The organism is Sphingomonas oligoaromativorans (genome assembly GCF_011762195.1).
GTDB lineage: Bacteria > Pseudomonadota > Alphaproteobacteria > Sphingomonadales > Sphingomonadaceae > Solisphingomonas > Solisphingomonas oligoaromativorans.
Window position 1 is genome coordinate 140,892 of record NZ_JAASQK010000002.1, and the last position, 25,889, is coordinate 166,780.

The following is a 25,889-nucleotide window of genomic DNA, read 5'->3' on the forward strand; positions in this document are numbered from 1 at the left end:
ATCCCGGCGAAAGCCGGGATCCAGAGCCTCGGGCGAGGCCGTTTGCCGCTCTGGATCCCGGATCGAGTCCGGGATGACGAAAGAAGGGCAAGTACGCGCCCCGGCGACCGCGCCTTTACTCGCGGTGCGCCGAGACGATCTTCACCGGCGCGACGAGGAACTGCCCCTTCATCACGCCCGTCCCCTGCGTGGGCGAGGTCGGCTCGTCGAGGATGTGGCGGACGATGTCCATCCCCTCGACGACATGGCCGAACGCCGCGAAGCCGAGATTGTCGCCCGGCTGCTTGGGATCGGCGTCCATCGAGGGGATCGCGCCGACGGTGATGACGAAGTCCCCGCTCGCCGTGCCCGGCGCGTTGCGCGCCATGGTGATCGTGCCGTCGCTGTGGGTGAGCCCGGTCTTCGTGGTCGGCTCGTGCTTGATCGGCGGCAGCACGCGCTTGGGATCGTTGCGCACGCCGCCCTGGATGAAGCCATAGCCCGGCGCGACCTTGCTCGCGCGATAGAAGGTGATGCCGTTCAGCCGCTTCTGATCGACATAGCGGAGGAAGTTGGCGGTGGTGATCGGCGCCCGCTCCTTCTCCAGCTCCAGCACGATCCTGCCCTCGCTCGTCTCCAGGTCGACGCGCACCGTGACGGGCTTGGGCGCGGGTTGCACAACGGGCGCGGGCGGCGCGGCGGCAGGCTCCTGCGCGAAGGCGGGGGTGGAGATCAGGGCGGCCAGCAGGGCGAATCGCAGCATCATGCGCAGAGCCTAGCCGATCCTTTCGCCGGTGCGCGATGGGATCAGTTCTCCGCCGCCTGCTCGGCGAGAATCTCGTCCACCCATTCCGGCACCATCACGCTCGCAGGCCCCAGCCGCGTCTCGTGGAAGAAGACGCTGCCGGCCGATGGCTCCAGATTGAGTTCCAGCGTGTCCGCCCCGGCATGGCGCGCCGCCTCGACGAAACCCGCCGCCGGATAGACGGCGCCGGACGTGCCGATCGACACGAACAGGTCCGCATCCATCACCGCGCGCTCGATACGCTCCATCTCATAGGGCATCTCGCCGAAGAAGACGATGTCGGGGCGCAGCGCATCCTGCCCGCAAATCTCGCAGCGCGGGCCATCGAGCATGTCGCCGCCAAACAGCCGCCGTTCGCCACACCCCTCACACAGCGCCGAAAGCAGCGCGCCATGCATGTGCAGGATACGCGCGGCGCCGGCCCGCTCGTGCAGATCATCGACATTCTGGGTGACGATCAGCAATTCGCCCGGCCACTCCGCATCGAGCCGCGCCAGCGCCTCATGCGCCGGATTGGGCGCCACCTGCGTGAGCGCGCGACGGCGATGGTCGTAGAAATCGAGCACCAGCGCACGATCGCGCTCCAATGCTTCGGGCGTGCAGATATCCTCGACGCGCCGGCCTTCCCAGAGGCCGTCCGGCCCGCGGAAGGTCGCGAGACCGCTCTCGGCCGAGATGCCCGCGCCCGTCAGGACGACGATCTTCTGGATGTCCGGCATGGTCGCGATTGTGCCACGCCCGCGATCGAAAGGCGAGGTCGCCCTTCGGTGGATCAGGCCGTCAGCGCGGCGACCAGAGCGCGGACCTTCTTCTGCCGCCACTGGGGCAGCGGCGCGATCAGCCAGTAGCTGTTCGCCGACGCCTTCTCGCCGAACCGCACGACGCGGCCCGCCGCTTCATCCGCCTCGGCCAGCAGCGCCGGCACCGTGGCGCGGCCGAAGCCCGCCGCCGCCGCATCCAGCGCGAGGCCGGCATCCGCCACCGTCACGCCCGCGCCCTTGGTTTCATCGGCCGGGCAGCCGGGCCAGGAGATCACCGTCTCCGCCCCGCCCCCGACGCCCACCGTCCAGTAGCTCGGGGTGCCGAGCGAGACGCCTTCATGCTCGCCCTTGCCGTCCGTGAAGCAGATGGCGAGATCGAGATTGGCCTGCGTGAAGTCCAGCCCCTCGTCCGACGAGAGCAGCACGAAGCGCAGCTCCGGGTCGGTCTTGGCATATTCCGCCAAACGCGGCGCCAGCCATTTGGCGAGGAAATCGCGTGGCGCGGCGATGGTGAGCGTCTTGGAGGACTGGCCCGCCTGCATGGCACGCACGGCCTCCTCGAACTGGAGGAAGCCGGCGCGCAGCGCCTCCAGCCCCGCCTCGCCCTCGGGCGTCAGTTCCAGCCCGCGCGTGGTGCGGCGGAAGAGGACGACGCCCAGCGTATCCTCCAGCGCGCGGATCTGCTGGCCGACGGCGGCCGGCGTCACCGCCAGTTCGTCGGCGGCGCGGGTGAAGCTCAGATGGCGGGCGGCGGCGTCGAGCACGCGCAGGCCGTTCAGCGGAAGATGGGTGCGCTTCATGCGATTACTGCGCCGTCGCCGGGGCCAGCAGCGGGAAGCGCGGGATTGGCGCCTCGAAGGCGGTGCCGTCTTCCGCGATCATCCCGTAGCTGCCCTCCATGGAGCCGTTGGGCGTCTGGAGCGGGCAGCCGGACACATAGTCGTAGCTCTCGCCCGGCTCGATCATCGGCTGATCGCCGACCACGCCTTCCCCCCGCACGTCATGCCGGTCGCCGCGCCCATCCGTGATCTTCCAGTGCCGGGTGAGCAACTGCACCGCCTGATCCCCGTCATTCTCGATGCGGATATGATAGGCCCAGAACCAGCGGCCATGCGCCGGCTCCGATTGTTCGGGCAGATAGCTCACCGACACGCGGACGGTGACGCCGCGCTCGCTATGTTCGTAGGGGAAGAGCGCCTTCATCGGATCTCCTTACAACCCCACCGAGCGGAGCGCCGAGTCGAAATCCTCGATGATGTCGTCGGCATCCTCCAGCCCGATGGAGAGGCGCAGCATCCCCTCGGTGATCCCCATCCCCGCGCGCACCTCCTCCGTGAGGCCGGCATGGGTGGAGGAGGACGGATGCGTCATCAGGCTGCGCGAGTCGCCGATATTGTTCGAGATGTCGACGAGCTGGAGCGCGTCGAGCAGCCCATGCGCCTGCTTGCGCCCGCCATCGAGGAAGAGCGACAGGATCGTGCCGCCCGTGGACATCTGCCGCATCGCCAGCTCGTGCTGGGGATGGGAGGCAAGCCCCGGATAGAGCAGCCGGGGCACGCGCTTCTCCAGGAAGCTCGCGACCTTCAGCGCATTCTCGCTCTGCCGCTGGACGCGCAGGTCCAGCGTCTCCAGCCCCTTCAGCACGACCCAGGCGTTAAAGGCCGAGAGCGTCGGCCCCGTGTTGCGCGTGAAGGCCAGCAGCGTGTTCTCGATGAAATCCCTGTTGCCCGCGACCGCACCGGCGAGCACACGCCCCTGCCCGTCCATCAGCTTGGTGGCGGAATAGGCGACCACGTCCGCGCCGAACTCCATCGGCCGCTGAAGGATCGGCGAGGCGAAGGCATTGTCCACCACCGTGGTGATGCCGTGCTTCTTCGCGATATCGCAGATGCCGCGGATGTCGCAGATGTCGAGCGTCGGATTGGCCGGTGTCTCGAAGAAGAAGACCTTGGTCTCGGGCCGGATCGCCGCTTCCCAGGCCGCCGTGTCTCGACCGTCGACGACGGTGGTGGCGATGCCGAATCGCGGCAGCAGCGTGTCGGTGAGCCAGCGGCACGAGCCGAAGGCCGCCCGCGCCCCCACCAGATGGTCGCCCGCCGAAAGCTGGCAGAGCAGAGCCGCCGTCATCGCCGCCATGCCGGATGCCATGGAGCGCGCGGCCTCCGCGCCTTCCAGCAGGGCGATTCGCTGCTCCAGCATCTCCACGGTGGGATTCTGGAGGCGCGAATAGGTCATGCCCTTCTGCTCGCCGGCGAAGCGCGCCGCCGCGTCCGCCGCGCAATCATAGGCGTAGCCCGATGTCAGGAAGAGCGCTTCCGACGTCTCGCCAAATTCCGAACGAACGGTGCCGCCGCGCACCGCCTGCGTTGCCGGACGCCAGCGCGTGGTGACGCTGCGATCCTGTCCCGTGTGCCTCTTCATCGCGACACGCTTTGCCGCGCCGGGCGCGCCTCCGTCAATGCGCCGCTTGAACCAAAGTCCGCCCCGTCCGATATTCGCGGGTGAGCCATAGGAGCCCATCCATGACCTGCGAACTTCAGCAGATACCGCTCAAGACCATCAACGGCGAGGACAGCAATCTCGGCCTGTTCGCGGGCAAGGTGCTGCTGGTGGTGAACACCGCGTCGCGATGCGGCTTCACCCCGCAATATGAGGGGCTGGAGGCGCTCTACGAGAAATATCGCGACGAAGGGTTCGCGGTGCTGGGCTTCCCCTCCAACGATTTCGGCCAGCAGGAGCCGGGCAGCGACTCCGAGATCGCCCGGTTCAGCGCCGAACGCTATGGCGTGGATTTTCCGATGTTCTCGAAAATCTCCGTCGCCGGCGAAGATCGGCACGCGCTCTATGACGAACTCGTCATCGCGCAACCCGTGGCGGACGGCGACGACGAACTGCGCGAGCGGCTGCGCGAACGCGGCATCAAGACGACCACCGGCTCGGAAATCTCGTGGAACTTCGAGAAGTTCCTGATCGGCCGTGACGGCACGGTGGTCGCCCGCTTCTCGCCGGACACCGCCCCCGACGATGACGCCCTCATCAGCGCCATCGAACGGGAGCTGTTCGCCAGCAAGTGACGGCTCAGAGAGCCGCCAGCACCGCGTCGCCCATCTCGGAGGTCGTCGTCGTCGTGCCACCGAGATCGGCGGTACGGTGCCCGGCTGACAGCGCAGCGGCCACGGCGGCCTCGATGCGATCCGCTTCCTCGGGCTTGCCGAGCGAGTAACGCAGCATCATCGCCGCCGACAGGATGGTGGCGAGCGGGTTCGCCTTGCCCTGCCCTGCGATGTCGGGCGCGGAGCCGTGGATCGGCTCGTACAGGCCCTTCTTGTTCACATCGAGCGTCGCCGACGGCAGCATCCCGATCGAGCCCGCGCACATCGACGCCTGATCCGAGAGGATGTCGCCGAACAGATTGCCGGTGACGATCACGTCGAACTGGCCGGGATTGCGCACGAGCTGCATGGCGGCATTGTCGACATACATATGGCTGAGGTCGATCTCGGGATAGTCGCGCGCCACCTCGATCACCACGTCGCGCCAGAGCTGCGACGTCTCCAGCACATTGGCCTTGTCGACCGAGCAGAGCTTGCCGCGGCGCGCCTTCGCCGTCTCGAAGCCGACGCGGGCGATGCGGGCCACCTCGTCCTCGTCATAGCTCATGATGTCATAGCCCTGACGGCGGCCGGCGGGGGTGGTGCGCATCCCCTTCTCGCCGAAATAGACGTCGCCATTCGTCTCGCGGACGATCACGAGGTCGATCGCGCGGGCCACTTCCGGGCGGAGGGCCGAGGCGTCGGCCAGTTCCGGGAAGAGCTTGGCGGGGCGCAGATTGGCGAACAGCACCAGCTCCTTGCGCAGGCCGAGGATCGCCTGTTCCGGGCGCAGCGCGCGCTCCAGATGGTCGCAGGACGGATCGCCCACCGCGCCGAACAGAACGGCGTCGGCCCGCTTCGCCAGATCGAGCGTCGCGGGCGGGAGCGGATGCCCCTCGGCGCGATAGCCGGCGGCGCCCACCGGCGCCTCTTCATAGCTAAGGGCCGAGCCGCACACCGCATCGAGCACGCGACGCGCCTCGGCGGTCACTTCGGGTCCGATCCCGTCTCCGGGCAACAGCGCGATCAGCATGGGCAAGTCCTCCAATGTGGAATTGCCGCCGCCCATGCCAGCCGGCTCACCCCTCGGCAAGCCGCCTCACCCGCATCACCAGCCTCTCGCGCGCATCGAGCACGCTGCCACGCGGCCCGGAGAGCAGATCGCGTTCAAGGAAATAGCCGGTCAGGCGCAACGCATCGCTCACCTCGGCCCATCCCGCCTCGCCTCCATGGAGCAGGAAATGCGGCAACGGCAGCAGCTTTGCGGCATAGGGCTCGCCCGCCGCGCGCGACACCGCCTGCCCGCTCCTGGGGCTGACCCACGCCAGATCCTCCGTCCCGCCCGTCGCAACGCAGGTGGCGAGATCGAGCCCGAAGCCCAGTTCCGAGAGCAACAGCAGTTCGTAGCGCACCAGCGCCCCCGCCCAGCCCCGCGCGGAGGGGGCCGCCTCGATCGCCGCCAGCACGCCGTCTAGCGCAGGATAGAGGCGCGGGAAGGCCAGCCCCTCGGGCAGCGCGGTGGCGGTGAGCGCCGTCACCCACTCGATCGCGGCGGCGGGCAGCGGCTCGGCGAAGAGGCCCGCGCGGCTGTGGACCAGCTCGACGGTCAGCCCGGCGAGTTGCTCCTCGCTCCGCGCCCGGAAATCGGCGGCGACGAGATTGCCCGGCAACAGCACCGGCCGCAGGCGCCGCGAATGGCCGCCGCGCACATAGCCGGGCTGGAGGCCATCCTCAGGCGTCAGCAGGCGTGCCACCGCCCCATGCTCGCCATGGGCGCGCACGGCGCAGACGATGGCGGTGGCTTCGATATGCATGACGCCCTGTTAGGGCCTCCGCCAAGCCGCCGCCATAGCGTCAGGCGGCGCTGGACAGCCTCCGTTCGAGCGCGGCCTGCTCCTCCAGCATCGCTTCAGGCAGGCGGTCGCCCAGCCGCGCCAGATCACGGGCGGAAAGCGCCGCTTCCTCGATCCAGACGCTCGGGTCCACCGCCAGCAGCTCGTCGAGCTTCGCCTGCGGCAGATCGAGCCCATCGAGATCGAGCGAACCCGCCGCCGGCACGCGGCCGATCAGGGTGTCATGTGCCTCGGCGCGGCCCTCGATACGATCGACGATCCACTTCAGCACGCGGCTATTCTCGCCATAGCCCGGCCAGAGGAACTTGCCGTCCGCGCCCTTGCGGAACCAGTTGACCAGATAGAGGCGCGGCAACTGCCCCGGATCGGACGCCGCAGATGCCCCGACGCGCAGCCAATGCCCGAAATAATCGGCCATGTTGTAGCCGCAGAAGGGCAGCATCGCGAAGGGGTCGCGGCGCAGTTCGCCCACCTTCCCCTCGGCCGCCGCCGTGCCTTCGGACGCGATGTTGGCGGCCAGATAGACGCCGTGCTGCCAGTCGAACGCCTCCGTCACCAGCGGCACCGCCGTCGCGCGGCGGCCACCGAACAGGATCGCCGAGATCGGCACGCCGGCCGGGCTATCCCACTCGTCCGCGATCACCGGGCATTGCTCGGCCGGCGCGGTGAAGCGCGCGTTGGGATGCGCCGCCGGCGTGCCGAGCGAGGCGTCCCAGCGCTGGCCGCGCCAGTCGGTGAGGCCCTGCGGCGGCGTATCGGTCAGCCCCTCCCACCAGACGTCGCCGTCATCGGTGATCGCGGTGTTGGTATAGATGCAGTTGGCGTGCAGCGTCTCGACCGCGTTGCGGTTGGTCTTGATGCCCGTCCCCGGCGCGACGCCGAAGAAGCCGGCCTCCGGGTTCACCGCATAGAGCCGTCCGTCCTTGCCGAAGCGCATCCAGGCGATGTCGTCGCCGATCGTCTCGGCTTTCCAGCCGGGGATGGTGGGCTCCAGCATCGCCATGTTGGTCTTGCCGCACGCGCTCGGGAAGGCGGCGCAGACATAATGCACCTTCCCCTCCGGCGAGGTGAGCTTGAGGATCAGCATATGCTCGGCGAGCCAGCCCTCGTCGCGCGCCATCACCGAGGCGATGCGCAGCGCGAAGCATTTCTTGCCGAGCAGCGCATTGCCGCCATAGCCCGATCCATAGGACCAGATTTCGCGCGTCTCGGGATAATGGACGATCCACTTCTCGTCCGAGCAGGGCCAGGCCACATCCTTCTGCCCGCGCGCCAGCGGCATTCCGACCGTGTGGACACAGCGGACGAAGAAGCCGTCCTCGCCCAGCATCTCCAGCGCCGCCTGCCCCATGCGGGTCATGATCTTCATGCTGGCGACGACATAGGGGCTGTCGGTCAGCTCGACGCCGATCGCGCTCTTGTCCGATCCGATCGGCCCCATGCAATAGGGCACGACATACATCGTGCGGCCCTTCATGCAGCCGTCGAACAGCGGGTTCAGCGCGGCGCGCATCGCCGCCGGATCGCGCCAGTTGTTGGTGACGCCGGCATCCTCCTCACGCTCGGAGCAGATGAAGGTGCGGCTCTCGACGCGGGCGACGTCGCGCGGATCGGAGCGGGCGTAGAAGCTGTTGGGCCGCTTGGTCGGATCGAGCGGGATGAGCGTCCCCGCCTCGACCATCAGCGCGGTCATCTCCTGCCATTCGGCCTCGGAGCCGTCGCACCAGTGGATCGCATCCGGCCTGGTGAGCGTCGCGACTTCCTCGACCCACGCCAGCAGCGCAGCGTGTCGCGTCAACGGGTTCACATGCCCATGCGTATGCACAGGCTCATAGAGCAACGTCGCCATTCATCTTCTCCCGGGGGAACTGCTCTCACGGCCATCTGTCGGGCCGCGGGCACTCCTCTCGTTCCATTCACTGCATGGGGCCTTAGCCCTCGAACGAGCCGGGCGGGAGGCTGACAACGTTGCCTCCCCCTTTATGATGTTACGCGCCCCGTCCCGATCCGGGACCGGCTCATCGACGTGCGAAATTCAGCCGCGCGGGTGAAAATGATCGTGGATCGCCTGCGCCATCGCCTTGGAGATGCCGGGCGCCCGCTCCAGATCCTCCAGAGCCGCGCCGCGCACCGCCTTGGCCGATCCGAAGTGCATCAGCAGCGCCTTCTTGCGCGCCGGGCCGATGCCGGGAACGTCGTCGAGCGGATTGGCGGTGAAGCTCTTGGCACGCTTCGCCCGGTGCGCGCCGATCGCGAAACGGTGCGCCTCGTCCCGCAGCCGCTGGAGATAGAAGAGCAGCGGCGAATTGAGCGGCAGCATCGATTCGCGCCCATCCGGCAGGTGGAAATGCTCGCGCCCGGCATTGCGGTCCGGCCCCTTGGAGATGCCGACCACGGGCACATCCTCGACGCCCATCTCCTGCAACGTGTCGCAGACGGCCGAGACCTGCCCCTTGCCGCCGTCGATCAGCAGCAGGTCCGGCCATTCGCCCGATTTGCGATCGGGGTCTTCCTTCTCAAGGCGCGAGAAGCGGCGTTCCAGCACCTCGCGCATCATCGCGAAGTCGTCGCCGGGGGCCGTTTCGGGATTGCGGATGTTGAACTTGCGATAGGCGCCCTTGCGCATCCCCTCCGGCCCCGCGACGACCATGCCGCCGACCATGTTGGTGCCCATGATATGGCTGTTGTCGTAGATCTCGATGCGGTTGGGCGGGCCGTCCAGCTCGAAGAGATCGGCCAATTCGCGCAGGATCTTCCCCTGCGTGGTGGATTCCGCGAGATGGCGGTCGAGCGCCTCCTCGGCGTTGCGCGTGGCCTGCGCGAGCAGGCGGCGCTGCTCGCCGCGCTGCGGGCGCTTCAGCTCCACCTTGCGCCCCGCCCGCTCGGAGAGAGCGTCCGCGAGCAGCGCCTGCTCCTCCAGATCGCGGTCGATCAGCACGAGGCGCGCGGGCGGCACCTCCTCGTAGAATTGCGCGAGGAAGCTCGCCAGCACCTCCTCCTCGGGCACCTCGGCGGTGTGCGCGGGGAAGAAGCTGCGATGGCCCCAATTCTGGCCGCCCCGGATGAAGAAGGCCTGTATGCACGCCGTCGCGCCCTTGGCGTGGATCGCCCAGACGTCGGCGTCGGACACACCCTCCGCGTTGATCGCCTGCGTGCCCTGAATGAAGGTGAGCGCGCGCAGCCGGTCGCGCAGGATCGCGGCCAGCTCGAAATCCATCGCCTCGGCGGCGGCGGTCATCTGATCGCCGAGCTTCTTCTGCACCTGCGTCGACTTGCCGGCGAGGAAGGCCTTCGCGTCCTCCACCAGCTCGGCATAGTCGGCCTCGGCGATGCGATCGACGCACGGCGCCGAACAGCGCTTGATCTGATAGAGCAGGCAGGGCCGCGACCGATTCTGGAAGAAGCTGTCGGTGCAGCTCCGCAGCAGGAACAGCTTCTGGAGCGCATTGAGCGTCCGCGTCACCGATCCGGCGGAGGCGAACGGCCCGTAATATTGCCCCTTCGCCCGCCGCGCGCCGCGATGCTTCTGCACGCGCGGGAAGGCATGATCCTCGCGCAGCAGAATGAAGGGAAAGCTCTTATCGTCGCGCAGCAGCACGTTGTAGGGCGGGCGGAAGCGCTTGATGAGCTGCGCCTCCAGCAGCAGCGCCTCGGCCTCGGTGCTGGTCGTCACGATCGTCATGGAGCGCGTCTGCGACACCATGCGGAGCAGGCGCTTGGGCAGGCGCGCCACCTGCGTATAGTTGGTCACGCGGTTCTTGAGCGCCCGCGCCTTGCCGACATAGAGTACGTCGCCGCGTGCATCCTGCATCCGGTAGACGCCGGGACGCACCGGCAGCGTCTTCAGCACGTTGCGGATCGCCGCCACGCCCGTCTCCAGATCGGGCTGGTCCGATCCGCGCACGGTGTAGACGGATTTCTCTTCGTTGAATCGGTCGGTCGTCTGGTCGCTCACCGGGGCGATGTAGGCCCTTGTGCCGCCCCGCGAAAGATGACCGGGAATTCACGCCTCCTTTCCCGGCGCCAGCGCTAGGAAACGCGCATGAGCGAGGGAATGGATGTGCCCGAAGGCGGCAACCGCACATTGAACCGCATGGTGGCGACCACGGTCGTCGCGCTCAGCGTCGTGATGGCGGTGGGCAAGATCAAGGACGACAATATCGTCCAGGCGATGCAGGCCGATCAGGCCGCCAAGATCGATCTCTGGAGCGAATATCAATCGACCCGGATCAAGGCCCATGACCAGCAGATCGCCGCGACGCTGCTTCGCCGGATGCCAAGCGCCGACGCCGACGCGACGCAGGCCGATCGCGAGAGCGCCCGCTACACCGCCGAGGCGAAGGGCATCAAGGCGAAGGCACAGGCCGCCTCCGACGACTATGACGTGCAGGGGCGCCGGGACGACCAGTTCGATCTGTCGGACGGCTTCCTCTCGATCGCGCTGGCCGTGGCGGCGATCGCCGCGCTGGTGGAGAGCGTCTCGCTGCTCGGCGTGGCCTGGGTGGCGGCGGCGCTCGGCCTGCTCTTCCTGATCGCGGGCTTCGCCCAGCTTCCCATCCACCCGGACGCGCTGGTCGCCTTCCTGAGCTGAGATGAGATGCGCCTGAAACGAGAAAGGCCGCCGACTTGCGTCAGCGGCCTCTTTCAACACCCATCGACGATGGGGAGGATCAGTTCAGGCTGGCGATCGTCCGGTCGATCAGCGCCTTGTCCGCACTGGCATCATGCCTTTCGGCGATCAGCTTCGCCGCAGCCGCGGCCGCGGCCGTAGCCGCCTTGGCGCGGACCTCGGCGATGGCCGAACGCTCGGCGGCGGCGATCTTGTCCTCGGCCATCTTGCCGCGACGCTCGATCAGCAGGTCCGCATCGGCCTTGGCCTTGGCGACGAGCTGCCCGGCCTCGACCTTGGCGTGGGCGATGATGCCCTCGGCATCCTTGTGCGCCGCAGCCTGGCGTTGCCGGGCGTCGGCGAGCATCGCCTCCGCCTCGGCGCGCAGCGCGGCGGCCTCATCCAGCGTGCGGCGCGTGTCCGCGATCCGCTTGTCGAGCGCGGCGGCGATCAGCTTCGGGAACTTGAAGACGGTGAGCGCCAGCACCAGGAAGATGGTGATGCCGACATAGACCCAGCCTTCGGCCGTCAGGCCGAGCAGAACCGGCTCGATCGCTTCCGGGGCGACGGTGTGGGCGATGGTTGCGGGATCGGCCATGCGTAAAACCCCTATCAGGCGGCCAGAGCGCCGCGCACGGCGGAACGCACCGTCTCGTCATCCGGCCGGCCACCGCTCAGCCGCTCGACGATCTGGCTGGTGGCGTCGACCGCGATCCGCTCGACCTCGCCGAGCGCGGCCGCGCGCGCCCGTTCGAGCCCGGCGGTGGCTTCCGCCATCTTGGCCTCGAGCGCCGAGCCGGCGGCGGCGAGGCGCCCTTCCGTCTCGCGGATCACGTCGACCTTGGCGTCCGCGACGGTGACATGCGCCTGGATATGCGCCTGCTCCATCTCCGCCTCATAGGCGCGATGGATACCGTCGGATTCGGCCTTGGCATGTTCGGCGGCATGGATGTCGCCGTTCACCTTGCGCTCGCGCGCCAGCATGGCACGGCTCAGCCGCGGCAGGGTGGCGCCGACGATGCCAAAATAGAGCACCGCGAACACCGCCACCAGCCAGACGAACTGGGGCAGGAAGTTGGCAGCTTCAAACTGAGGCATCGTCGGGCCCTCCGGCGTGCCTTAGTGCGCGAAGGCGAGGTAAAGCGAAACGACCGCGGCGATCAGGCCGAGCGCTTCGGCCACCGCGAAGCCGAGGAACAGGCGGCCCGAAACGCGGCCCTCCGCCTCGGGATTGCGGAACGCGCCGAGCAGGTGGCTACCGAAGATGTAGCCGACGCCGATGGCGGCAAGGCCGGCGCCGATCGCGGCGAGACCGGCACCGATGAGGCGAGCAGATGCTGGATCCATGATATTCCCTTTCAGGTATTGTGCAGACTTAGTGGAGGTTGATCGCGTCGTTCAGATAAATGGACGCGAGCAGGGCGAAGACATAGGCCTGAATCACCGCGATCAGCAGTTCCAGCGCCGCAAGCGCGACATTGACCGCAAGCGGCACCACGCCGAACACATAAGGCAAGGCACCGAACGAACCGAGCGCGACCACGAAGGTGCCGAACACCTTCAGCAGGACGTGGCCGGCCGTCATGTTGGCGAACAGACGGATGGCGAGCGTGAACGGCCGCGCCAGGAAGCTGATGACCTCGATCGGCATGATGACGATGGCCAGCACCGGGCTCATGCCCTTCGGCCAGAACAGCGTGAGGAAATGCAGGCCGTGGCGGATGAACCCGACCAGGCAGACGATCAGGAACACGATCAGCGCCAGCGCCAGCGTGACGGCGACATGGCTGGTGGGCGTGAAGGCGCTGACCCAGGGGATCAGGCCGAGCAGGTTCAGCGCCAGCACGAAGATGAAGATCGAGAAGATCAGCGGAACATAGCGCCGGCCGCCGGGGCCGACATTCTCATCCACGATGCCTCGGGCGAAATCATAGCAGGTCTCCACCGCCGCCTGCCACCGCCCCGGCACCAACTGGGGCCGCAGCGTACCGACGAACAGGAAGATCGCGACGATCGCCAGCGCGATCACCATCCACAGCGAGGAATTGGTGAAGGATACGTCATATCCCTGCACCACGATGGGGTGGAGCGTTCGGATCGCGAACTGCTCCATGGGGTTATCGCTGGCCATGCCGCCTCAGTGCCCGTGCTTGTTGTTGTCGGTCTTGTCGATCTGCTGCGACGTCACCATCGCGCGCCGCAATCCGGCCGCGAAACCGAGCAGCAGAAAGACGATCATCGCCCAGGGTTCGGAGCCGGCCCAGGAATCGATCAGCCAGCCGATGAAGGTCGAGACCAGCACCGTGCCGACGAACTCGATGCCGACGGCCCAACCCTTGCTCTCACCGGCCGCTTCGGAATGCGAAGCGACGTGGCGCGTCGGACGCGCCTGCTTCGCCGCTGCGATGCGGCGATCCAGCTCGTCTCCGTCGTTACCACGACCGTCCGTCAAACTCACCCCCACGAAACCGAAACCTATTGAAAACGCGCCGCTGCCGATTGGGCATGGCGCGTCTTATCCGGCAGCCATGCCGGGCGGTCGGCTCCCCTTAGGGAGGGGGGGGGCGGGAGTCAACCGGAGCGGATCATCCCCCGCACTGACTGGGAAGCTGCACCGGCGCCGCGCCCTTGGTCGCCCACACGCCCTTCGCGACGCTGTAGGAGCGGCCCGGCTTCAGCCCGGCGAGCGTCTTGCAGCCGATGGAGGCGGCGAACGCCTCGATCGGCACATTCTTGCTCTGCGCGACCTGCGTATAGCCTTCGCGCCGCTTGATGTTGATCGCGTCCACCTTGGCCTTCACGCCGGCCGACGGGGCCTTGGCGAAGCCGAGATAGCCGTCCGCCTGCTCGCCCACCGCGCCGGAGGCCATGGCCGCCTCCACCTCGGCGTCCATCTGCGCGAGCGCCACGGTCGAGCCGCCCAGCGCCAGCGCGAGGCCCATGAAGGCGATAGCGATCTTCGATGTCCGCATCATTTCGGGAACAGCTCCGGGTTGTTGGTGATGAAGTCCTCGGCGTCCTTCTTCAGGCTGACCACGACCTCCTGCTTCACGCTGATGTTCAGATTGATCTCGATCGGCTTGTCGGGCGCCTTCACCGAAATGCAGCCTGTCAGCAGCATCGCACCTGCGGCCAGAACTGGAAAACGTCCGATCATCCTCGAAGGGCTCGCACCCTCCCCGCTCGTCGTCAATATCGGGTCGTTCATCGCATGGTCTCGCTTTCGGCGGGCTGAATGGCGACGGGGGCGCCATTGTTGAGCAGGATGCTGGGGTCCACGAAGGCGCGCGCCGAGCCCATCAGGCCCCGGAAAGGCGCGCGGATCTGGATGTTGAAGCGGAAGGGCAGGTTGCGGATCAGCCGCGCCGCCATGGTCGTGTCGCCGGTATCCTGGCGCACGCCGTCGAAATTGACGCGGCTGACGATCTCGCCGTCGAGCTTGCCGTCCAGCCCGATCGAGAGCGCCTGATAGCGAATCTTCTTGAGCGCATCGAAAGCGAGCTTGCCAGCCATGCCCAGTTCCGCGTTGGTCAGCTCGCCGACATAGGCAAGGCTGCCGCCGCCCTTCCGTGCGACGAGTTCGCCGCCGACGATCCGCCCGCCAGACTGATCGAACAGCATCGGCAGCACGCCGTCGAACGTGCCCGTCGCCGAGATGTTGGGGAAGGCGAGCTGCTGGACGAAGGCGGCGGCATCCAGCCCCTTCACGCGGAAGGTCAGATGCCGCTCGGCGCGCTGGTCGAAGTCGAGCACGGTCGGGTCGAGCACCAGTTCGCCGCCCGCGAACGGCCAGCGCGCATCCTCAACCGCCACGCGCTGCCCGCCGAGAAGCTGATAATGGACGATGCCGTTCGACACCGCGACGCCGGGGTTCACCTCCGCGATGCGGACATCCTGCCCCGGCGGCGTCGCGAGGCCGAGCAGATCGGAGAACTCGATCGTGCCGGCGATCTTGCTGACCGGGCCGAAGGCGGCGGCGAGATCCAGCCCCTCGGTGTGGAAGCGGCCGCCGCTGGTGACGCCCTTGCCGTTCCAGTCGATCCGCCCCTGCCCCGCGACCGTGCCGGATACGTTGGCGATCACGCCGAGAGTGAGAGGCGTCAGCGCCTCGGGCTGGAGCTGCTTGGGGGTGAAGCTGATCCCCGGCACGTCGATCAGCGCATGGCCCGTGCCCGTCGACAGGGCGTGGACGATCGAGACGCTGGCGATCGCCGTCCCGCGCCTGGGTTCGCGCAGCGCCGCACGCGCCTCGATGCGCCCGTCGGCGACCCGCAACTGCGCGTCCTGCGCGCTGAGCGGCGCAAAACGGGCCGGCGTCGTCGCGTCGGACAGGCTGAGGCCGCCCTTGAGATCGAGCCCGCCGCCGGCAATGCGCCAGGTGCCCGCCAGATCGGTCAGATCGAGCGGGACATGGGCGATTGCCGCGGAAGCGCCTTCGAAACGGCCATGATCGAAGGCGCCGGTGATCGCCTCGGCGTCGAGCCGCGCCATCGCTTCTCCTGCGCCCAGTCGCACCGCGAGCCCGCGAACCGCGAGCCCCGTCCGCGCCAGCTCCACCCGCCCGGCAGTGACGGACAGCGGCGACGCGCCGGAATGTCCCCCGAGGCGGACATGGGTGGCCACCGCGCCGAACCGGAGCGCGCCGCCAGCCGGCCGCTTCACGAGCGCTCCGCCGGTGCCGCACAAGACGACATGCGCCGGATCGAGCCGTACCCCGCTCATCGTGAGTGACCGGAAGCCCAATGGCACGCAGCCCTCGTCGATGGCGACACCGCCCCGCCGGTCGACGCGCCCGGTAATCGGCAGAGTCAGTCCCTCGATCCGGCCGGACGCCACCGGCCCGTCCAGCGTCATCACCGTGGAGATGCGAAGGCCCGCATCCGTCCAGCCGAAGCGCAGCGGGGTCATCGCCAGTTGCGCCTTGTCCGCGCGATAGGGCGTGAGCCGTGCCTCGCCCGTCAGGGCCGCCCCGGCGCGCGGCTGCGACACCAGAATGTCCAGCGCCGGCAGGTCGCCTCCGCCGGTCGTGACACGTCCGTCGAGCCGCCATGCCTTGTCCGCCGCCCGCCAGCCGAAGCCCCCGCCCCGCTCGACCCGCACGAAACCGCCGCGCCGCCCGGTGGCGGTCAGGCGCTGCACTTCGATCATATTGCCCGTGCGGCCACCCAGCGTCAGCGCGATTCGGGCGTCGACGTCGGTGCTCGCCAGCATCCGGTCCACCGCTCCGGCCGCGCGGCGGGCGATGGGCGTCACAGGGCTTCCCGCCGGCATGTCCGCCGCTGCCAGCAGCGCCCGCCGCCGCTCCGGCGCCAAGGCGGCATCGCGCAGGGCGAGGTCTCCGGCGAAAGAGATGGCCCCCGCGCCCGGCGCGAGGCGGAAGGCGCCGCCGATCATGCCTTTGGCCGCATGTCCCGCCGGGCTGCCCAGTCCATCGAGGTTCAGCCCCGCCGTGCCCACCAGCTCCCTCGCATCGCCCGAGAAAGTGACGAGCCCCGAAGCCGAGGCGAATCGCCCGGCGGCCATCCCACCGCCGAAGCCCGCCAGCGCGATCCCGCCGCGCCCGCGATCAAGTGTCCGCGCGAGGCGGACATCCAGCGTCGTTCGCCCGGCCCCGATGCGGAGAGCATTTTCCGGGCAATCCACACCCTCGATATCCAGCGGCCCGCTCAGATGGGGCTGGCCGGCGCGCGTCTCCAGCAGGAGGCGCCCGCTCGCCCCGCGAATCGCGCAACCGCCGGCCTTCAGCCCCGGCGCGCCAAGCCGGATGCTCCCGCTGAACCCGTCGGACAGCAGCCCGCTCCCTTCAAGCGTACCCGTCACCCGGCCGGCCGGCGTATCGAGCGTGACCCGGCCGTCATGCAGGGACACCGCCATATCCGGCAGGGCCGCCGGTGCGTTGCCCGAGGGTTTGGGAAGCAGCCGATCGATCGCCCCCAACGACAGCCGCCCATCGACGATGCGCGCCGCCAGGCGCACGCCATCCGCCTGCACCGCCTTCACATAGGGGCCGCCAAGGCCATAGCCGAGCGTCAGGACGACGCTTTTCGCCACCAGATCGGGCCTGACCGGATCGCCGATGCGAACCGCCTCCAGCCGCTGCTCGAACGGGCCGATGGAAACGATTCGATAGCTCGCGGGCACGCGCGCCTCGCTCAGGGTGCGGCCGACGAAATGCTCGACGATCGGCCGGCGCTCGATCCAGCCGGCCAGAAGCGCGGCCAGCGTGACGCCGCCGGCCAATGCCGCCCCGCGGACGATTCGCCGGCTCGCCGGGCCGCGGCCTTCCTCGCCTTCCTCCACGCACACTCCCAGGCTGAACCCATCTTCCTGCATAGGGAGCGCATCTCCGGCTTCCCAGCCCGAAACGACCGATTGCGTGGCCCGCTCCGCCTGCTAGCAATTCTCCCGATGAGCGAGATGCTGCCCGACATCGCCGGACACCGCGCCCGCCTGCGCCACCGCCTGATCGAACAGGGGGCGGATGCGCTGCTCGACCATGAGATCATCGAATATCTGCTCGCGCTCGCCATCCCGCGCCGTGACACCAAGCCGCTCGCCAAGGCGCTGATCCGCGAGTTCGGCGGCATCGGCCCGCTGCTCTCCGCCGAGCCCGAGGCCCTGATGCGCGTCCCCGGCGTGGGCGAGGCGGCGGCCGCGGCGATCCGCATCGCGCACGCCTCCGCGCTCCGCCTGCTGCGGGCGCCGGTGGAGGCGCAGCCGGTGCTGTCCGGCTGGCAGGCCCTGCTGGACTATCTCCAGGCGGACATGGCGCATATCGGCGTGGAGCGGGTGCGCGTGCTCCATCTCAACACGCGCAACATGCTGATCCGGGACGAGACGATCTCGGAAGGCTCGATCGATCAGGCGGCCGTGCATGTCCGCGAGGTGATCCGCCGCGCGATCGAGCTTGGCTCCGCCTCGATCATCCTCGTCCACAACCATCCGAGCGGCGATCCCTCGCCCAGCCGGCAGGACATCGCGCTCACCCGCCAGATCATCGATGCCGGGAGCACGCTGGGGGTGACGGTCCACGACCATGTCATCATCGGCGCGAAGGGCCATGCGAGCCTGCGCGCGCTCGGGCTGATCTAGCGCGTCACTCGCCCGGCGTGCGGGCGCCCGCCCTCACCACCCTGGCCTTGTCGGCCTTCGCCTTGTCGATGGCCATCGGCGCGGGAGTCGCCATCAGGAAACGCGTCATCTCCTCGGGCGTGACGCCGCCGTCATGGTCCGCGTCCGCGCGGGCGAAGGCCGTGGCCGTGGCGTTCATGGCGGAGACGGGGGCGATGCCCGCCGCATGGGCGCGGGGCGCCACCACGCCGCCATGGGAACGCATCACCCAGGTGCTGAATTCGAGCGGGGTCAGCTTGCCCCGGCCGGTGGGGTCGTAGCGCGGCCATTCCGCCTTCACGGCGGCCAGCACCTCGGTCCGGCCGGGCTTGTTGGCCACCTTCGCCGGAGCCGGTACGGCAACCGGCGTTGCCGCAGCACCGGCGGCAAGCAGCGCCGCAAGGATCATCATCGTCGACAGTCTCCTTCGGGCGACAGGGGCTGCCACGGAAAACTTGCTGCCTCATGAACGGGCCGCCGAGACGTTCGGCAGCCGCGCCGCCCCGCCCTTCGCCAGCCCCTTTGGTTGCCGCCCCGCCTCCCCTCTGCTAGGCGCGCGGCCGTCATCCCGCCGTCATTCTTAAGGATCCTGCCATGATCCCCCGCTACTCGCGCCCCGAGATGGTCGCGATCTGGACCCCCGAGAGCCGTTTCCGCATCTGGTTCGAGATCGAGGCCCACGCCCTCGACGCGATGGCCGAGCTGGGCGTCGTGCCCAGGGAGGCCGCCCGCGCCGTATGGGACGCCGATGCCAAGGCCGGCCCCTTCAACGTCGAGCGCATCGATTCCATCGAGGCCGAGACCAAGCACGACGTCATCGCCTTCCTGACGCATGTCTCGGAGCGCACCGGCCCGGAAGCGCGCTTCCTGCATCAGGGCATGACCTCGTCGGACGTGCTGGACACCTGCCTCGCCGTGCAGCTCAAGCGCGCCGCCGACATCCTGATCGCCGACGTGGACAAGCTGCTCGACGTGCTGGAGCGTCGCGCGTTCGAGCATAAGCTGACGCCCACCATCGGCCGCAGCCATGGCATCCATGCCGAGCCGGTCACCTTCGGCCTCAAGCTCGCGCAAGCGCATGTCGAGTTCCAGCGTTGCCGCAAGCGCCTCGTCGATGCGCGCGAGGAGATCGCCACCTGCGCCATTTCGGGCGCGGTCGGCACCTTCGCCAACATCGATCCGCGCGTGGAGGAATATGTCGCCGAGAAGCTCGGCCTGACGCCGGAGCCCGTCTCGACGCAGGTCATCCCGCGCGATCGCCATGCGATGTTCTTCGCGGTGCTGGGCGTGGTCGCCTCGTCGATCGAGCGGCTGGCGATCGAGGTCCGCCACCTCCAGCGCACCGAAGTGCTGGAAGCGGAGGAATATTTCTCGCCGGGCCAGAAGGGCTCGTCGGCGATGCCGCACAAGCGCAACCCGGTGCTGACCGAGAACCTCACCGGCCTCGCCCGCCTCGTCCGCTCGGCGGTGACGCCGGCGATGGAGAACGTCGCGCTGTGGCACGAGCGCGACATCTCGCACTCCTCGGTCGAGCGCGGCATCGGCCCGGACGCGACGATCACGCTCGACTTCGCGCTGGCGCGCCTCACCGGCGTGATGGACAAGCTGCTCGTCTATCCGGCGCGGATGCAGAAGAATCTGGATCGCATGGGCGGCCTCGTTCACTCGCAGCGCGTGCTGCTGGCGCTGACGCAGGCCGGCGTGAGCCGCGAGGACGCCTATCGCCTCGTCCAGCGCAACGCGATGAAGGTGTGGGAGTCGGACGGCGAGCTGTCGCTGCTCGAACTGCTCAAGGCGGATGCGGAAGTGACCGCCGCGCTCACCCCGAGCGAGATCGAGGACAAGTTCGATCTCGGCTATCACTTCAAGCATGTCGACACGATCTTCGATCGCGTCTTCGGGCGTCACGCCTGATGGCATCGGGGGAGGTTAAGGCCTCCCCCGCTCCCTCTTCGTCATCCCGACGAAAGTCATGATCCAGAGCCGCAAGCGAGGCCGTTCGCGGCTCTGGATCCCGGATCAAGTCCGGGATGACGAGAGGGGCCTTTACCGCCCGATCATCGTCTCGGGCCTCACGACCCGATCGAACGTCGCCTCGTCGACGAGGCCCAGCGCCAGCCCCGCTTCCTTGAGCGTCAGCCCCTCATGGTGCGCGTGCTTGGCGATCTTCGCGGCATTGTCGTAGCCGATCTCCGGCGCCAGCGCCGTCACCAGCATCAGCGAACGGTCGCGAAGCTGCGCGATCCGCACCTCATCGGCCTCCATGCCCTCGACGCAACGCTCGGCGAAGCTCTCCATCGCAACGCTGAGCATCTCGATCGAGCGGAGCACGTTCGATCCGATCAGCGGCTTGAAGACGTTCAGCTCCATATGGCCCTGCAAGCCGCCGATCGTGATCGCGACATGGTTGCCCATCACCTGAGCGGACACCATCGTCACCATCTCGCACTGGGTGGGGTTCACCTTGCCCGGCATGATCGAGCTGCCCGGCTCATTCTCCGGCAGCTTCAGTTCACCCAGCCCACAGCGCGGGCCGGAGCCCAGCAGGCGAATGTCGTTCGCGATCTTCGACAGCGACACCGCCAGCGTGTTGAGCGTGCCCGACAGGTGGACGATCGGGTCGTTCGACGCCAGCGCCTCGAACTTGTTGTCGGCGGTGCGGAAGGGCAGCCCGGTGATGTCCGCGATCTCCTTCGCGATCGCTTCGCCGAAGCCCTTGGGCGCGTTGAGGCCCGTGCCAACCGCCGTGCCGCCCTGCGCCAGCGCCATCATGCCGTGCATCACCGCCGGTTCGATCCGCTTGCGGTCGCGATAGAGCTGGTGCGCGTAGCCTGAGAACTCATCACCCAGCGTCAGCGGCGTCGCGTCCTGCAAGTGGGTGCGGCCGATCTTGACGATATGGTCCCACGCCTTCGCCTTCCGATCGAGCGCGGCGTGCAGCCGGTCGAGCGCCGGGAAGAGCCGGTCCGTCACGGCACGCGCGGCGGCGACGTGCAACGCCGTCGGGAAGCTGTCGTTGGAGGACTGGCCCTTGTTCACATGATCGTTGGGGTGAACCGGCGACTTGCCGCCGCGCTGGCCGGTGAGCGCCTCGTTGGCGATGCCGGCGACCACCTCGTTGACGTTCATGTTGGATTGCGTGCCCGAGCCCGTCTGCCAGATCACCAGCGGGAAGTGATCGTCATACTCCCCCTTCGCGACCGACGCGGCGGCGGCCTCGATCGCGTCGGCGATCTTCGCATCCAGCCCATGGTGGCGATTCACGCGCGCCGCCGCCTGCTTCACGATCGCCAGCGCGTGGACGATGCCGATCGGCATCCGCTCGCTCGCCCCGAACGGGAAGTTGTGGATCGAACGCTCGGTCTGCGCGCCCCAATAGGCGGAGGCCGGAACTTCGATCGGGCCGAAGCTGTCGGATTCGGTACGCGTGGCAGTCATGCAGGGGACTCCGTGATGGACGTGCCCCAAACTGGCGCGCAATCGCGACAATTCAAGCTATGCCGAGGCATGGAAATCATTGTCTTTCGAGAGACAGCCGAAGCACGGGCGCACCGGCCATCGTCCCCGGATCATGTCCGGGTCGATCAGGCCAAGACAGAGGCCCGCGAACGAGCCCGATCGCTTACTTCTTCCTGGTGAAATCAACCGAGACGACGTTCGAGCCGTCTTCGCGCGTCACGGTCGGCGCGTCGTTCTCCGCTTCCGCCGTCTCCGGTTCCATCTCGTCGGCCTGCGCCTGGAACTGGAGCGCGAAGTTCACCGCCGGATCGACGAAGCCCGTCACCGCCGCATAAGGCACGATCAGCTTCGCCGGCACCTGGTTGAAGCTCAGCCCCACCTCGAACGCGTCGGGGCGCACCTTCAAGTCCCAGAAGCGGTTCTGGATGACGATCGTCATCTCGTCCGGGAAGCGCTGGGTCAGGTGCGCGGGGATATCCACGCCCGGCGCCTGCGTCTTGAAGGTGATGTAGAAATGATGCTCGCCCGGCAAACCGCCGGCCTGCTCCACCTCGCCCAACACCCGGCCGACGACCGCGCGCAGGGCCTCCTGCACGATCTCGTCGTAGGGAATCAGGCTATCGGGGACGGCACCTTCAGTCATGCGCGCAGTCCTGAACGTGAGCGCAGCGACGGTCAAGCGCCCCGTTGCGATCACTCTCTTGCTTTCCGTTGCGTCGACGCTCAGCCACGCTATGAGGACCGCGCCCGACCGTTCGACCAGAAGGATAGGCCCATGCGCCAGGCCTCCGTGCGCCGCGAAACGACCGAAACCCAGATCGCCGTGGAGATCAATCTCGACGGCAGCGGCCATTATGCGGTCGCCACCGGCATCGGTTTTCTCGATCATATGCTGGAGCAGCTCTCCCGCCACTCGCTGATCGACCTCAAGGTCGAGGCGAAGGGCGACCTGCATATCGATCAGCACCACACCACCGAGGATTCGGCGCTCGCGATCGGCGAGGCCTTCTCGAAGGCGCTGGGGGACCGCAAGGGCATCCAGCGCTTCGGCCATGCCTATGCGCCGATGGACGAGACGCTGACCCGCGTCGCGATCGACATATCGGGCCGCCCCTATCTGGTGTGGCGCACCGAGTTCACGCAGGCCAAGCTCGGCGATTTCGACACCGAGCTGTTCGAGCACTGGTTCCAGAGCTTCGCGCAGGCGGCGGGCATCACGCTGCATGTCGAGACGCTCTACGGCCGCAACAATCACCACATCGTCGAAAGCGCGTTCAAGGCGCTGGCCCGTGCGCTGCGCGCGGCGATCGACACCGATCCGCGCAAGGCCGATCAGGTGCCGTCGACCAAGGGCACGCTGGGCGGGGCCTGATCCGATGCTGGCCCTGATCGATTATGGCGCGGGCAATCTCCGCTCGGTGGAGAACGCCCTCCGCGCCGCAGGCGCGTCCGACGTGGAGGTGACTGCCGATCCCGACACGGTGCGCAGGGCGGATCGCATCGTGCTTCCCGGCGTCGGCGCGTTCGGCGCGGCGATGAACGCGCTCGCCGGCCTCGACGGCATGGTCGACGCGCTGAACGAGCGCGTCGTGACGCAGGCCGCGCCCTTCCTCGGCATCTGCGTGGGGATGCAGCTCATGGCCAATGCCGGCGAGGAGATGGGCATCTATCCCGGCCTCGGCTGGATCGGTGGCACGGTGCGCCTGATGCCCGACCGGCCCGGCCTCAAGGTGCCGCACATGGGCTGGAACGACGTGACGCCCACGGTCGGCCATCCGATGCTGGTGCCCGGCGAGGCCTATTTCCTGCACAGCTACGCCTTCGACGTGGACGACCCGGCCGAGCGGCTGGCCGAGACGGATCATGGCGGCACCGTCACCGCCGCCGTCGGCCGCGCCAACATGCTGGGCGTCCAGTTCCACCCCGAGAAGAGTCAGGCCTACGGCCTCGCCCTCCTCGCCCGCTTCCTGGAGTGGCGGCCCTGATGTCCGAACCCCTGATCGTTTTCCCCGCCATCGACCTCAAGGGCGGGCAAGTCGTCCGTCTCGCCGAGGGCGATATGGACCGCGCCACCGTCTACGGCTCCGATCCGGCCGCGCAGGCCCGCGCCTTCGCCGAAGCCGGCGCGACGCATCTCCATGTCGTCGATCTGGACGGCGCCTTCGCGGGCCATGCGGTCAACGCCGCGGTGGTCGAATCGATCGTCGCGGCCTTCCCCGGCAAGGTGCAGCTCGGCGGCGGCATCCGGGATCGCGCGGCGGTGGATCGCTGGCTCGGCCTCGGCGTCGACCGCGTCGTGATCGGCACGGCGGCGCTCGACCATCCCGATTTCGTCCGCGAGGCGGCGCGCGACCTGCCCGGCCGCATCGTCGTGGCGGTGGATGCGCGCGACGGCTTCGTGGCGACGCAGGGCTGGGCGGATGTCTCCGAAGTCCGCGTCGTCGATCTGGCGGCGCAGTTCGCGGATGCGGGCGTGGCCGCCCTGCTCTTCACCGATGTGGGTCGCGACGGGCTGCTCAAGGGCTGCAACGTCGAGGCGACGCAGGCGCTGGCGCACGCCACCTCCATCCCGGTGATCGCCTCCGGCGGCGTCGCGGGGATCGAGGATATCGAGGCGCTGATGATCGCCCGCTCCGGCATCGTCGAAGGCGGCATCGAGGGCGTCATCACCGGCCGCGCGCTCTACGACGGGCGGCTCGATCTGGCGCAGGCGCTGAAGGTCGCGCGCGGATGACCGTTCGCGTCCGCGTCATTCCCTGCCTCGACGTCGCCAATGGCCGCGTGGTGAAAGGCGTCAACTTCGTCGATCTCGCCGATGCGGGCGATCCGGTCGAGCAGGCGCGCCTGTATGACGCGGCCGGTGCCGACGAGCTTTGCTTCCTTGACATCACCGCCTCCCACGAAGGGCGCGGAACCATCCTCGACGTGGTGGCGCGGACCGCCTCGGTCTGCTTCATGCCGCTCACGGTCGGCGGCGGCGTGCGTTCGGTGGAGGACGCGCGCGCGCTGCTTCTCGCTGGCGCGGACAAGGTGGCGGTGAACTCCGCCGCGGTCGCGCGGCCCGCGCTGGTCGGCGACATGGCCGAGCGATTCGGCGCGCAGTGCGTGGTCGGCGCGATCGACGCACGACAGGTCGCGCCCGGCCGCTGGGAGATTTTCACCCATGGCGGCCGCAAGCCCACCGGCATCGACGCCGTCGCCCATGCGCAGGATCTCGCGGCGCGCGGCGCGGGCGAGCTGCTCGTCACCTCGATGGACCGCGACGGCACGCGCGACGGCTATGACCTCGCGCTCACACGCGCCATTTCGGATGCGGTTCCCGTGCCCGTGATCGCGAGCGGCGGCGTCGGCCATCTCGATCATCTGGTCGACGGCGTGGTGGAGGGTCATGCCTCGGCCGTGCTCGCCGCGTCGATCTTCCATTTCGGCCAGCACAGCGTCGCCGAGGCCCATGCGGCGCTGGCCAGGGCGGGGCTGCCCGTCCGTCACTGACGTCCCGCTTCAGGACGGTCGCCGCGACATCGCCCTTTCCTCCACGGCGTTGGCATCCATAGTAATCCCTCTGTCGCACATGTTGCGTTGACCTCGCGACACAGGGAGATCGACATGAAGGTTGCGCATTCGCTGTTCGCTATCAGCGCCATCGCCGCCGCGACGCTGTTCGTGGCGCCCGCCAGCGCCGGACGCGGCCATGACGGCCCGCCGCCGTCGTCGAGCAGCGGCGGCTCGCACGATCCGGGCGGCCCGACCTCGGTTCCCGAGCCGGCCGACGCCGTGCTCCTGCTGATGGGCGTCACGGGCGTCGTGATCGGCCGGAAGCTCCACGCGCGCACCCAGCGCAAGGGCTGACGCTTCCCAGCGGTTGACCCATCGGCCTGCCCGCCCCAAGAGAGCGGGCATGGCCGATACACTCGACAGGCTCGTCACCACCATCGCCGCCCGCCGTCAGGCGGAGCCCGGCTCCTCCTATGTCGCCTCGCTGTTCGCGAAGGGCTTGCCCAAGATCGCGCAGAAGGTGGGCGAGGAGGCGGTGGAAAGCGTCATCGCCGCCCTGTCCGGCGACGCCAGGGCGTTGACCGGCGAGGCGGCGGACCTGATCTTCCATCTGCTGGTGCTGCTCGAAGCGGGCGGCGTTCCCTTCGCCGACGTGCTCACCGAGCTGGATCGGCGCGAAGGCGTCTCCGGCCTCGACGAGAAGGCCTCCCGCACCGCGGAGCCACG

At 68.5% G+C, this 25,889-nt stretch carries 29 protein-coding genes and 1 pseudogene; 10 read left to right on the forward strand and 20 right to left on the reverse strand.

The annotated features are described in order from the left end of the window. Window positions 1–115: 115 nt before the first annotated feature. The 5 genes from FHS98_RS04625 to FHS98_RS04645 are packed head-to-tail and all read right to left on the reverse strand — an operon-like array spanning window position 116 to window position 3,966. On the reverse strand, window positions 116–745 hold the full coding sequence (locus FHS98_RS04625; RefSeq protein WP_167100722.1) for a peptidylprolyl isomerase: 630 nt from the start codon (window positions 743–745) through the stop codon (window positions 116–118). Between the two features lie 41 nt (window positions 746–786). Beyond that, window positions 787–1,503 carry an NAD-dependent deacylase gene (locus FHS98_RS04630; RefSeq protein WP_167100725.1) on the reverse strand — a complete coding sequence of 239 codons (717 nt, stop codon included), beginning with the start codon at window positions 1,501–1,503 and terminating at the stop codon, window positions 787–789. 53 nt (window positions 1,504–1,556) lie between these two features. Beyond that, on the reverse strand, window positions 1,557–2,345 hold the full coding sequence (locus tag FHS98_RS04635) for a LysR family transcriptional regulator (protein ID WP_167100728.1): 789 nt from the start codon (window positions 2,343–2,345) through the stop codon (window positions 1,557–1,559). Between the two features lie 4 nt (window positions 2,346–2,349). After that, window positions 2,350–2,748 carry a Co2+/Mg2+ efflux protein ApaG gene (gene apaG, locus FHS98_RS04640; RefSeq protein WP_167100731.1) on the reverse strand — a complete coding sequence of 133 codons (399 nt, stop codon included), beginning with the start codon at window positions 2,746–2,748 and terminating at the stop codon, window positions 2,350–2,352. Window positions 2,749–2,757: 9 nt separating this feature from the next. Beyond that, window positions 2,758–3,966 carry a trans-sulfuration enzyme family protein gene (locus tag FHS98_RS04645; RefSeq protein ID WP_167100734.1) on the reverse strand — a complete coding sequence of 403 codons (1,209 nt, stop codon included), beginning with the start codon at window positions 3,964–3,966 and terminating at the stop codon, window positions 2,758–2,760. A 101-nt stretch (window positions 3,967–4,067) separates the two neighbouring features. On the opposite strand from FHS98_RS04645, the gene FHS98_RS04650 reads away from it, so the two are divergent. After that, the gene (locus FHS98_RS04650; protein WP_167100737.1) at window positions 4,068–4,619 is read left to right on the forward strand and encodes a glutathione peroxidase; all 552 of its coding nucleotides are present in this window, start codon (window positions 4,068–4,070) and stop codon (window positions 4,617–4,619) included. 4 nt (window positions 4,620–4,623) lie between these two features. Here the strand turns inward: FHS98_RS04650 and leuB are convergent, their stop codons facing one another. The 4 genes from leuB to uvrC form a co-directional block, all read right to left on the reverse strand. Next, window positions 4,624–5,670, reverse strand: a complete 1,047-nt coding sequence (leuB, locus tag FHS98_RS04655; RefSeq protein ID WP_167100740.1) for a 3-isopropylmalate dehydrogenase — start codon at window positions 5,668–5,670, stop codon at window positions 4,624–4,626. Window positions 5,671–5,716: 46 nt separating this feature from the next. Further along, window positions 5,717–6,451: a DNA repair protein RecO gene (gene recO / locus FHS98_RS04660; RefSeq protein WP_167100743.1), complete on the reverse strand. Its 735-nt coding sequence runs from the start codon at window positions 6,449–6,451 to the stop codon at window positions 5,717–5,719. Between the two features lie 40 nt (window positions 6,452–6,491). Then, a complete protein-coding gene (locus FHS98_RS04665) occupies window positions 6,492–8,339 on the reverse strand; it encodes a phosphoenolpyruvate carboxykinase (GTP) (RefSeq protein WP_167100746.1) in 1,848 nt (615 codons plus the stop codon). Window positions 8,340–8,525: 186 nt separating this feature from the next. Continuing rightward, window positions 8,526–10,445: an excinuclease ABC subunit UvrC gene (uvrC, locus tag FHS98_RS04670; protein WP_167100749.1), complete on the reverse strand. Its 1,920-nt coding sequence runs from the start codon at window positions 10,443–10,445 to the stop codon at window positions 8,526–8,528. An 87-nt stretch (window positions 10,446–10,532) separates the two neighbouring features. Here uvrC and FHS98_RS04675 point away from each other — a divergent pair, with 87 nt between their 5' ends. Then, entirely contained in the window at window positions 10,533–11,081 is a 549-nt protein-coding gene (locus FHS98_RS04675; RefSeq protein ID WP_167100752.1) for a DUF4337 family protein, read from the forward strand. Window positions 11,082–11,160: 79 nt separating this feature from the next. Here the strand turns inward: FHS98_RS04675 and FHS98_RS04680 are convergent, their stop codons facing one another. The 8 genes from FHS98_RS04680 to FHS98_RS04715 form a co-directional block, all read right to left on the reverse strand. Next, window positions 11,161–11,697 carry a F0F1 ATP synthase subunit B family protein gene (locus FHS98_RS04680; protein ID WP_167100755.1) on the reverse strand — a complete coding sequence of 179 codons (537 nt, stop codon included), beginning with the start codon at window positions 11,695–11,697 and terminating at the stop codon, window positions 11,161–11,163. A gap of 14 nt (window positions 11,698–11,711) precedes the next feature. Further along, entirely contained in the window at window positions 11,712–12,197 is a 486-nt protein-coding gene (locus FHS98_RS04685) for a F0F1 ATP synthase subunit B family protein (RefSeq protein WP_167100758.1), read from the reverse strand. Between the two features lie 21 nt (window positions 12,198–12,218). Next, a complete protein-coding gene (locus FHS98_RS04690; protein ID WP_167100761.1) occupies window positions 12,219–12,446 on the reverse strand; it encodes an ATP synthase subunit c family protein in 228 nt (75 codons plus the stop codon). 28 nt (window positions 12,447–12,474) lie between these two features. Further along, a complete protein-coding gene (locus FHS98_RS04695) occupies window positions 12,475–13,230 on the reverse strand; it encodes a F0F1 ATP synthase subunit A (protein WP_167100764.1) in 756 nt (251 codons plus the stop codon). A 6-nt stretch (window positions 13,231–13,236) separates the two neighbouring features. Further along, the gene (locus FHS98_RS04700; protein ID WP_208402019.1) at window positions 13,237–13,551 is read right to left on the reverse strand and encodes an AtpZ/AtpI family protein; all 315 of its coding nucleotides are present in this window, start codon (window positions 13,549–13,551) and stop codon (window positions 13,237–13,239) included. Window positions 13,552–13,684: 133 nt separating this feature from the next. Continuing rightward, the gene (locus FHS98_RS04705) at window positions 13,685–14,074 is read right to left on the reverse strand and encodes a YdbL family probable chaperone protein (RefSeq protein ID WP_167100767.1); all 390 of its coding nucleotides are present in this window, start codon (window positions 14,072–14,074) and stop codon (window positions 13,685–13,687) included. Then, window positions 14,071–14,256 (reverse strand): YnbE family lipoprotein, encoded by a 186-nt coding sequence (locus tag FHS98_RS04710; RefSeq protein WP_243847863.1) that lies wholly within the window; start codon window positions 14,254–14,256, stop codon window positions 14,071–14,073. Before FHS98_RS04710 ends, FHS98_RS04705 begins: the two co-directional genes overlap by 4 nt. Window positions 14,257–14,303: 47 nt before the next feature. Continuing rightward, window positions 14,304–17,432 (reverse strand): intermembrane phospholipid transport YdbH family protein, encoded by a 3,129-nt coding sequence (locus tag FHS98_RS04715; RefSeq protein WP_167100770.1) that lies wholly within the window; start codon window positions 17,430–17,432, stop codon window positions 14,304–14,306. A gap of 75 nt (window positions 17,433–17,507) precedes the next feature. Between FHS98_RS04715 and radC the strand changes: the two genes are divergently transcribed. Further along, window positions 17,508–18,191: a RadC family protein gene (gene radC / locus FHS98_RS04720; protein WP_167100773.1), complete on the forward strand. Its 684-nt coding sequence runs from the start codon at window positions 17,508–17,510 to the stop codon at window positions 18,189–18,191. A 4-nt stretch (window positions 18,192–18,195) separates the two neighbouring features. Here radC and FHS98_RS04725 read toward each other — a convergent pair whose 3' ends face one another. Further along, window positions 18,196–18,621, reverse strand: coding sequence for an EF-hand domain-containing protein (locus FHS98_RS04725; RefSeq protein WP_167100776.1), 426 nt, complete (start codon window positions 18,619–18,621; stop codon window positions 18,196–18,198). Window positions 18,622–18,803: 182 nt separating this feature from the next. On the opposite strand from FHS98_RS04725, the gene purB reads away from it, so the two are divergent. After that, window positions 18,804–20,123, forward strand: a complete 1,320-nt coding sequence (purB, locus tag FHS98_RS04730; protein WP_167100779.1) for an adenylosuccinate lyase — start codon at window positions 18,804–18,806, stop codon at window positions 20,121–20,123. A 132-nt stretch (window positions 20,124–20,255) separates the two neighbouring features. Here the strand turns inward: purB and fumC are convergent, their stop codons facing one another. Both fumC and FHS98_RS04740 read right to left on the reverse strand, forming a co-directional pair. Continuing rightward, entirely contained in the window at window positions 20,256–21,647 is a 1,392-nt protein-coding gene (fumC, locus tag FHS98_RS04735; protein WP_167100782.1) for a class II fumarate hydratase, read from the reverse strand. A 184-nt stretch (window positions 21,648–21,831) separates the two neighbouring features. After that, window positions 21,832–22,311, reverse strand: coding sequence for an SspB family protein (locus FHS98_RS04740; RefSeq protein ID WP_167100785.1), 480 nt, complete (start codon window positions 22,309–22,311; stop codon window positions 21,832–21,834). Between the two features lie 132 nt (window positions 22,312–22,443). Here FHS98_RS04740 and hisB point away from each other — a divergent pair, with 132 nt between their 5' ends. The 6 genes and pseudogenes from hisB to FHS98_RS04770 form a co-directional block, all read left to right on the forward strand. Further along, window positions 22,444–23,040, forward strand: a complete 597-nt coding sequence (gene hisB / locus FHS98_RS04745) for an imidazoleglycerol-phosphate dehydratase HisB (RefSeq protein ID WP_167100788.1) — start codon at window positions 22,444–22,446, stop codon at window positions 23,038–23,040. Window positions 23,041–23,044: 4 nt separating this feature from the next. Next, a complete protein-coding gene (hisH, locus tag FHS98_RS04750) occupies window positions 23,045–23,653 on the forward strand; it encodes an imidazole glycerol phosphate synthase subunit HisH (protein ID WP_167100791.1) in 609 nt (202 codons plus the stop codon). Further along, on the forward strand, window positions 23,653–24,402 hold the full coding sequence (hisA, locus tag FHS98_RS04755) for a 1-(5-phosphoribosyl)-5-[(5-phosphoribosylamino)methylideneamino]imidazole-4-carboxamide isomerase (RefSeq protein ID WP_167100794.1): 750 nt from the start codon (window positions 23,653–23,655) through the stop codon (window positions 24,400–24,402). The genes hisH and hisA overlap by 1 nt, the downstream gene beginning before the upstream one ends. Continuing rightward, the gene (gene hisF / locus FHS98_RS04760) at window positions 24,399–25,160 is read left to right on the forward strand and encodes an imidazole glycerol phosphate synthase subunit HisF (protein WP_167100797.1); all 762 of its coding nucleotides are present in this window, start codon (window positions 24,399–24,401) and stop codon (window positions 25,158–25,160) included. Before hisA ends, hisF begins: the two co-directional genes overlap by 4 nt. 114 nt (window positions 25,161–25,274) lie before the next feature. Then, on the forward strand, window positions 25,275–25,517 hold the full coding sequence (locus FHS98_RS04765) for a PEP-CTERM sorting domain-containing protein (protein WP_167100800.1): 243 nt from the start codon (window positions 25,275–25,277) through the stop codon (window positions 25,515–25,517). Window positions 25,518–25,566: 49 nt separating this feature from the next. After that, window positions 25,567–25,875, forward strand: a pseudogene (locus FHS98_RS04770) (phosphoribosyl-ATP diphosphatase); the annotation flags it as partial. Between the last annotated feature and the right edge of the window lie 14 nt (window positions 25,876–25,889).

Excerpts from the sequence above, each read along its gene's own strand:
- FHS98_RS04625 (WP_167100722.1), bottom strand. The coding sequence starts at position 745 with ATGATGCTGCGATTCGCCCTGCTGGCCGCCCTGATCTCCACCCCCGCC.
- FHS98_RS04630 (WP_167100725.1), bottom strand. The coding sequence starts at position 1,503 with ATGCCGGACATCCAGAAGATCGTCGTCCTGACGGGCGCGGGCATCTCG.
- FHS98_RS04635 (WP_167100728.1), bottom strand. The coding sequence starts at position 2,345 with ATGAAGCGCACCCATCTTCCGCTGAACGGCCTGCGCGTGCTCGACGCC.
- apaG (WP_167100731.1), bottom strand. The coding sequence starts at position 2,748 with ATGAAGGCGCTCTTCCCCTACGAACATAGCGAGCGCGGCGTCACCGTC.
- FHS98_RS04645 (WP_167100734.1), bottom strand. The coding sequence starts at position 3,966 with ATGAAGAGGCACACGGGACAGGATCGCAGCGTCACCACGCGCTGGCGT.
- FHS98_RS04650 (WP_167100737.1), top strand. The coding sequence starts at position 4,068 with ATGACCTGCGAACTTCAGCAGATACCGCTCAAGACCATCAACGGCGAG.
- leuB (WP_167100740.1), bottom strand. The coding sequence starts at position 5,670 with ATGCTGATCGCGCTGTTGCCCGGAGACGGGATCGGACCCGAAGTGACC.
- recO (WP_167100743.1), bottom strand. The coding sequence starts at position 6,451 with ATGCATATCGAAGCCACCGCCATCGTCTGCGCCGTGCGCGCCCATGGC.
- FHS98_RS04665 (WP_167100746.1), bottom strand. The coding sequence starts at position 8,339 with ATGGCGACGTTGCTCTATGAGCCTGTGCATACGCATGGGCATGTGAAC.
- FHS98_RS04675 (WP_167100752.1), top strand. The coding sequence starts at position 10,533 with ATGAGCGAGGGAATGGATGTGCCCGAAGGCGGCAACCGCACATTGAAC.
- FHS98_RS04680 (WP_167100755.1), bottom strand. The coding sequence starts at position 11,697 with ATGGCCGATCCCGCAACCATCGCCCACACCGTCGCCCCGGAAGCGATC.
- FHS98_RS04685 (WP_167100758.1), bottom strand. The coding sequence starts at position 12,197 with ATGCCTCAGTTTGAAGCTGCCAACTTCCTGCCCCAGTTCGTCTGGCTG.
- FHS98_RS04690 (WP_167100761.1), bottom strand. The coding sequence starts at position 12,446 with ATGGATCCAGCATCTGCTCGCCTCATCGGTGCCGGTCTCGCCGCGATC.
- FHS98_RS04695 (WP_167100764.1), bottom strand. The coding sequence starts at position 13,230 with ATGGCCAGCGATAACCCCATGGAGCAGTTCGCGATCCGAACGCTCCAC.
- FHS98_RS04705 (WP_167100767.1), bottom strand. The coding sequence starts at position 14,074 with ATGATGCGGACATCGAAGATCGCTATCGCCTTCATGGGCCTCGCGCTG.
- FHS98_RS04710 (WP_243847863.1), bottom strand. The coding sequence starts at position 14,256 with ATGATCGGACGTTTTCCAGTTCTGGCCGCAGGTGCGATGCTGCTGACA.
- FHS98_RS04715 (WP_167100770.1), bottom strand. The coding sequence starts at position 17,432 with ATGCAGGAAGATGGGTTCAGCCTGGGAGTGTGCGTGGAGGAAGGCGAG.
- radC (WP_167100773.1), top strand. The coding sequence starts at position 17,508 with ATGAGCGAGATGCTGCCCGACATCGCCGGACACCGCGCCCGCCTGCGC.
- FHS98_RS04725 (WP_167100776.1), bottom strand. The coding sequence starts at position 18,621 with ATGATGATCCTTGCGGCGCTGCTTGCCGCCGGTGCTGCGGCAACGCCG.
- purB (WP_167100779.1), top strand. The coding sequence starts at position 18,804 with ATGATCCCCCGCTACTCGCGCCCCGAGATGGTCGCGATCTGGACCCCC.
- fumC (WP_167100782.1), bottom strand. The coding sequence starts at position 21,647 with ATGACTGCCACGCGTACCGAATCCGACAGCTTCGGCCCGATCGAAGTT.
- FHS98_RS04740 (WP_167100785.1), bottom strand. The coding sequence starts at position 22,311 with ATGACTGAAGGTGCCGTCCCCGATAGCCTGATTCCCTACGACGAGATC.
- hisB (WP_167100788.1), top strand. The coding sequence starts at position 22,444 with ATGCGCCAGGCCTCCGTGCGCCGCGAAACGACCGAAACCCAGATCGCC.
- hisH (WP_167100791.1), top strand. The coding sequence starts at position 23,045 with ATGCTGGCCCTGATCGATTATGGCGCGGGCAATCTCCGCTCGGTGGAG.
- hisA (WP_167100794.1), top strand. The coding sequence starts at position 23,653 with ATGTCCGAACCCCTGATCGTTTTCCCCGCCATCGACCTCAAGGGCGGG.
- hisF (WP_167100797.1), top strand. The coding sequence starts at position 24,399 with ATGACCGTTCGCGTCCGCGTCATTCCCTGCCTCGACGTCGCCAATGGC.
- FHS98_RS04765 (WP_167100800.1), top strand. The coding sequence starts at position 25,275 with ATGAAGGTTGCGCATTCGCTGTTCGCTATCAGCGCCATCGCCGCCGCG.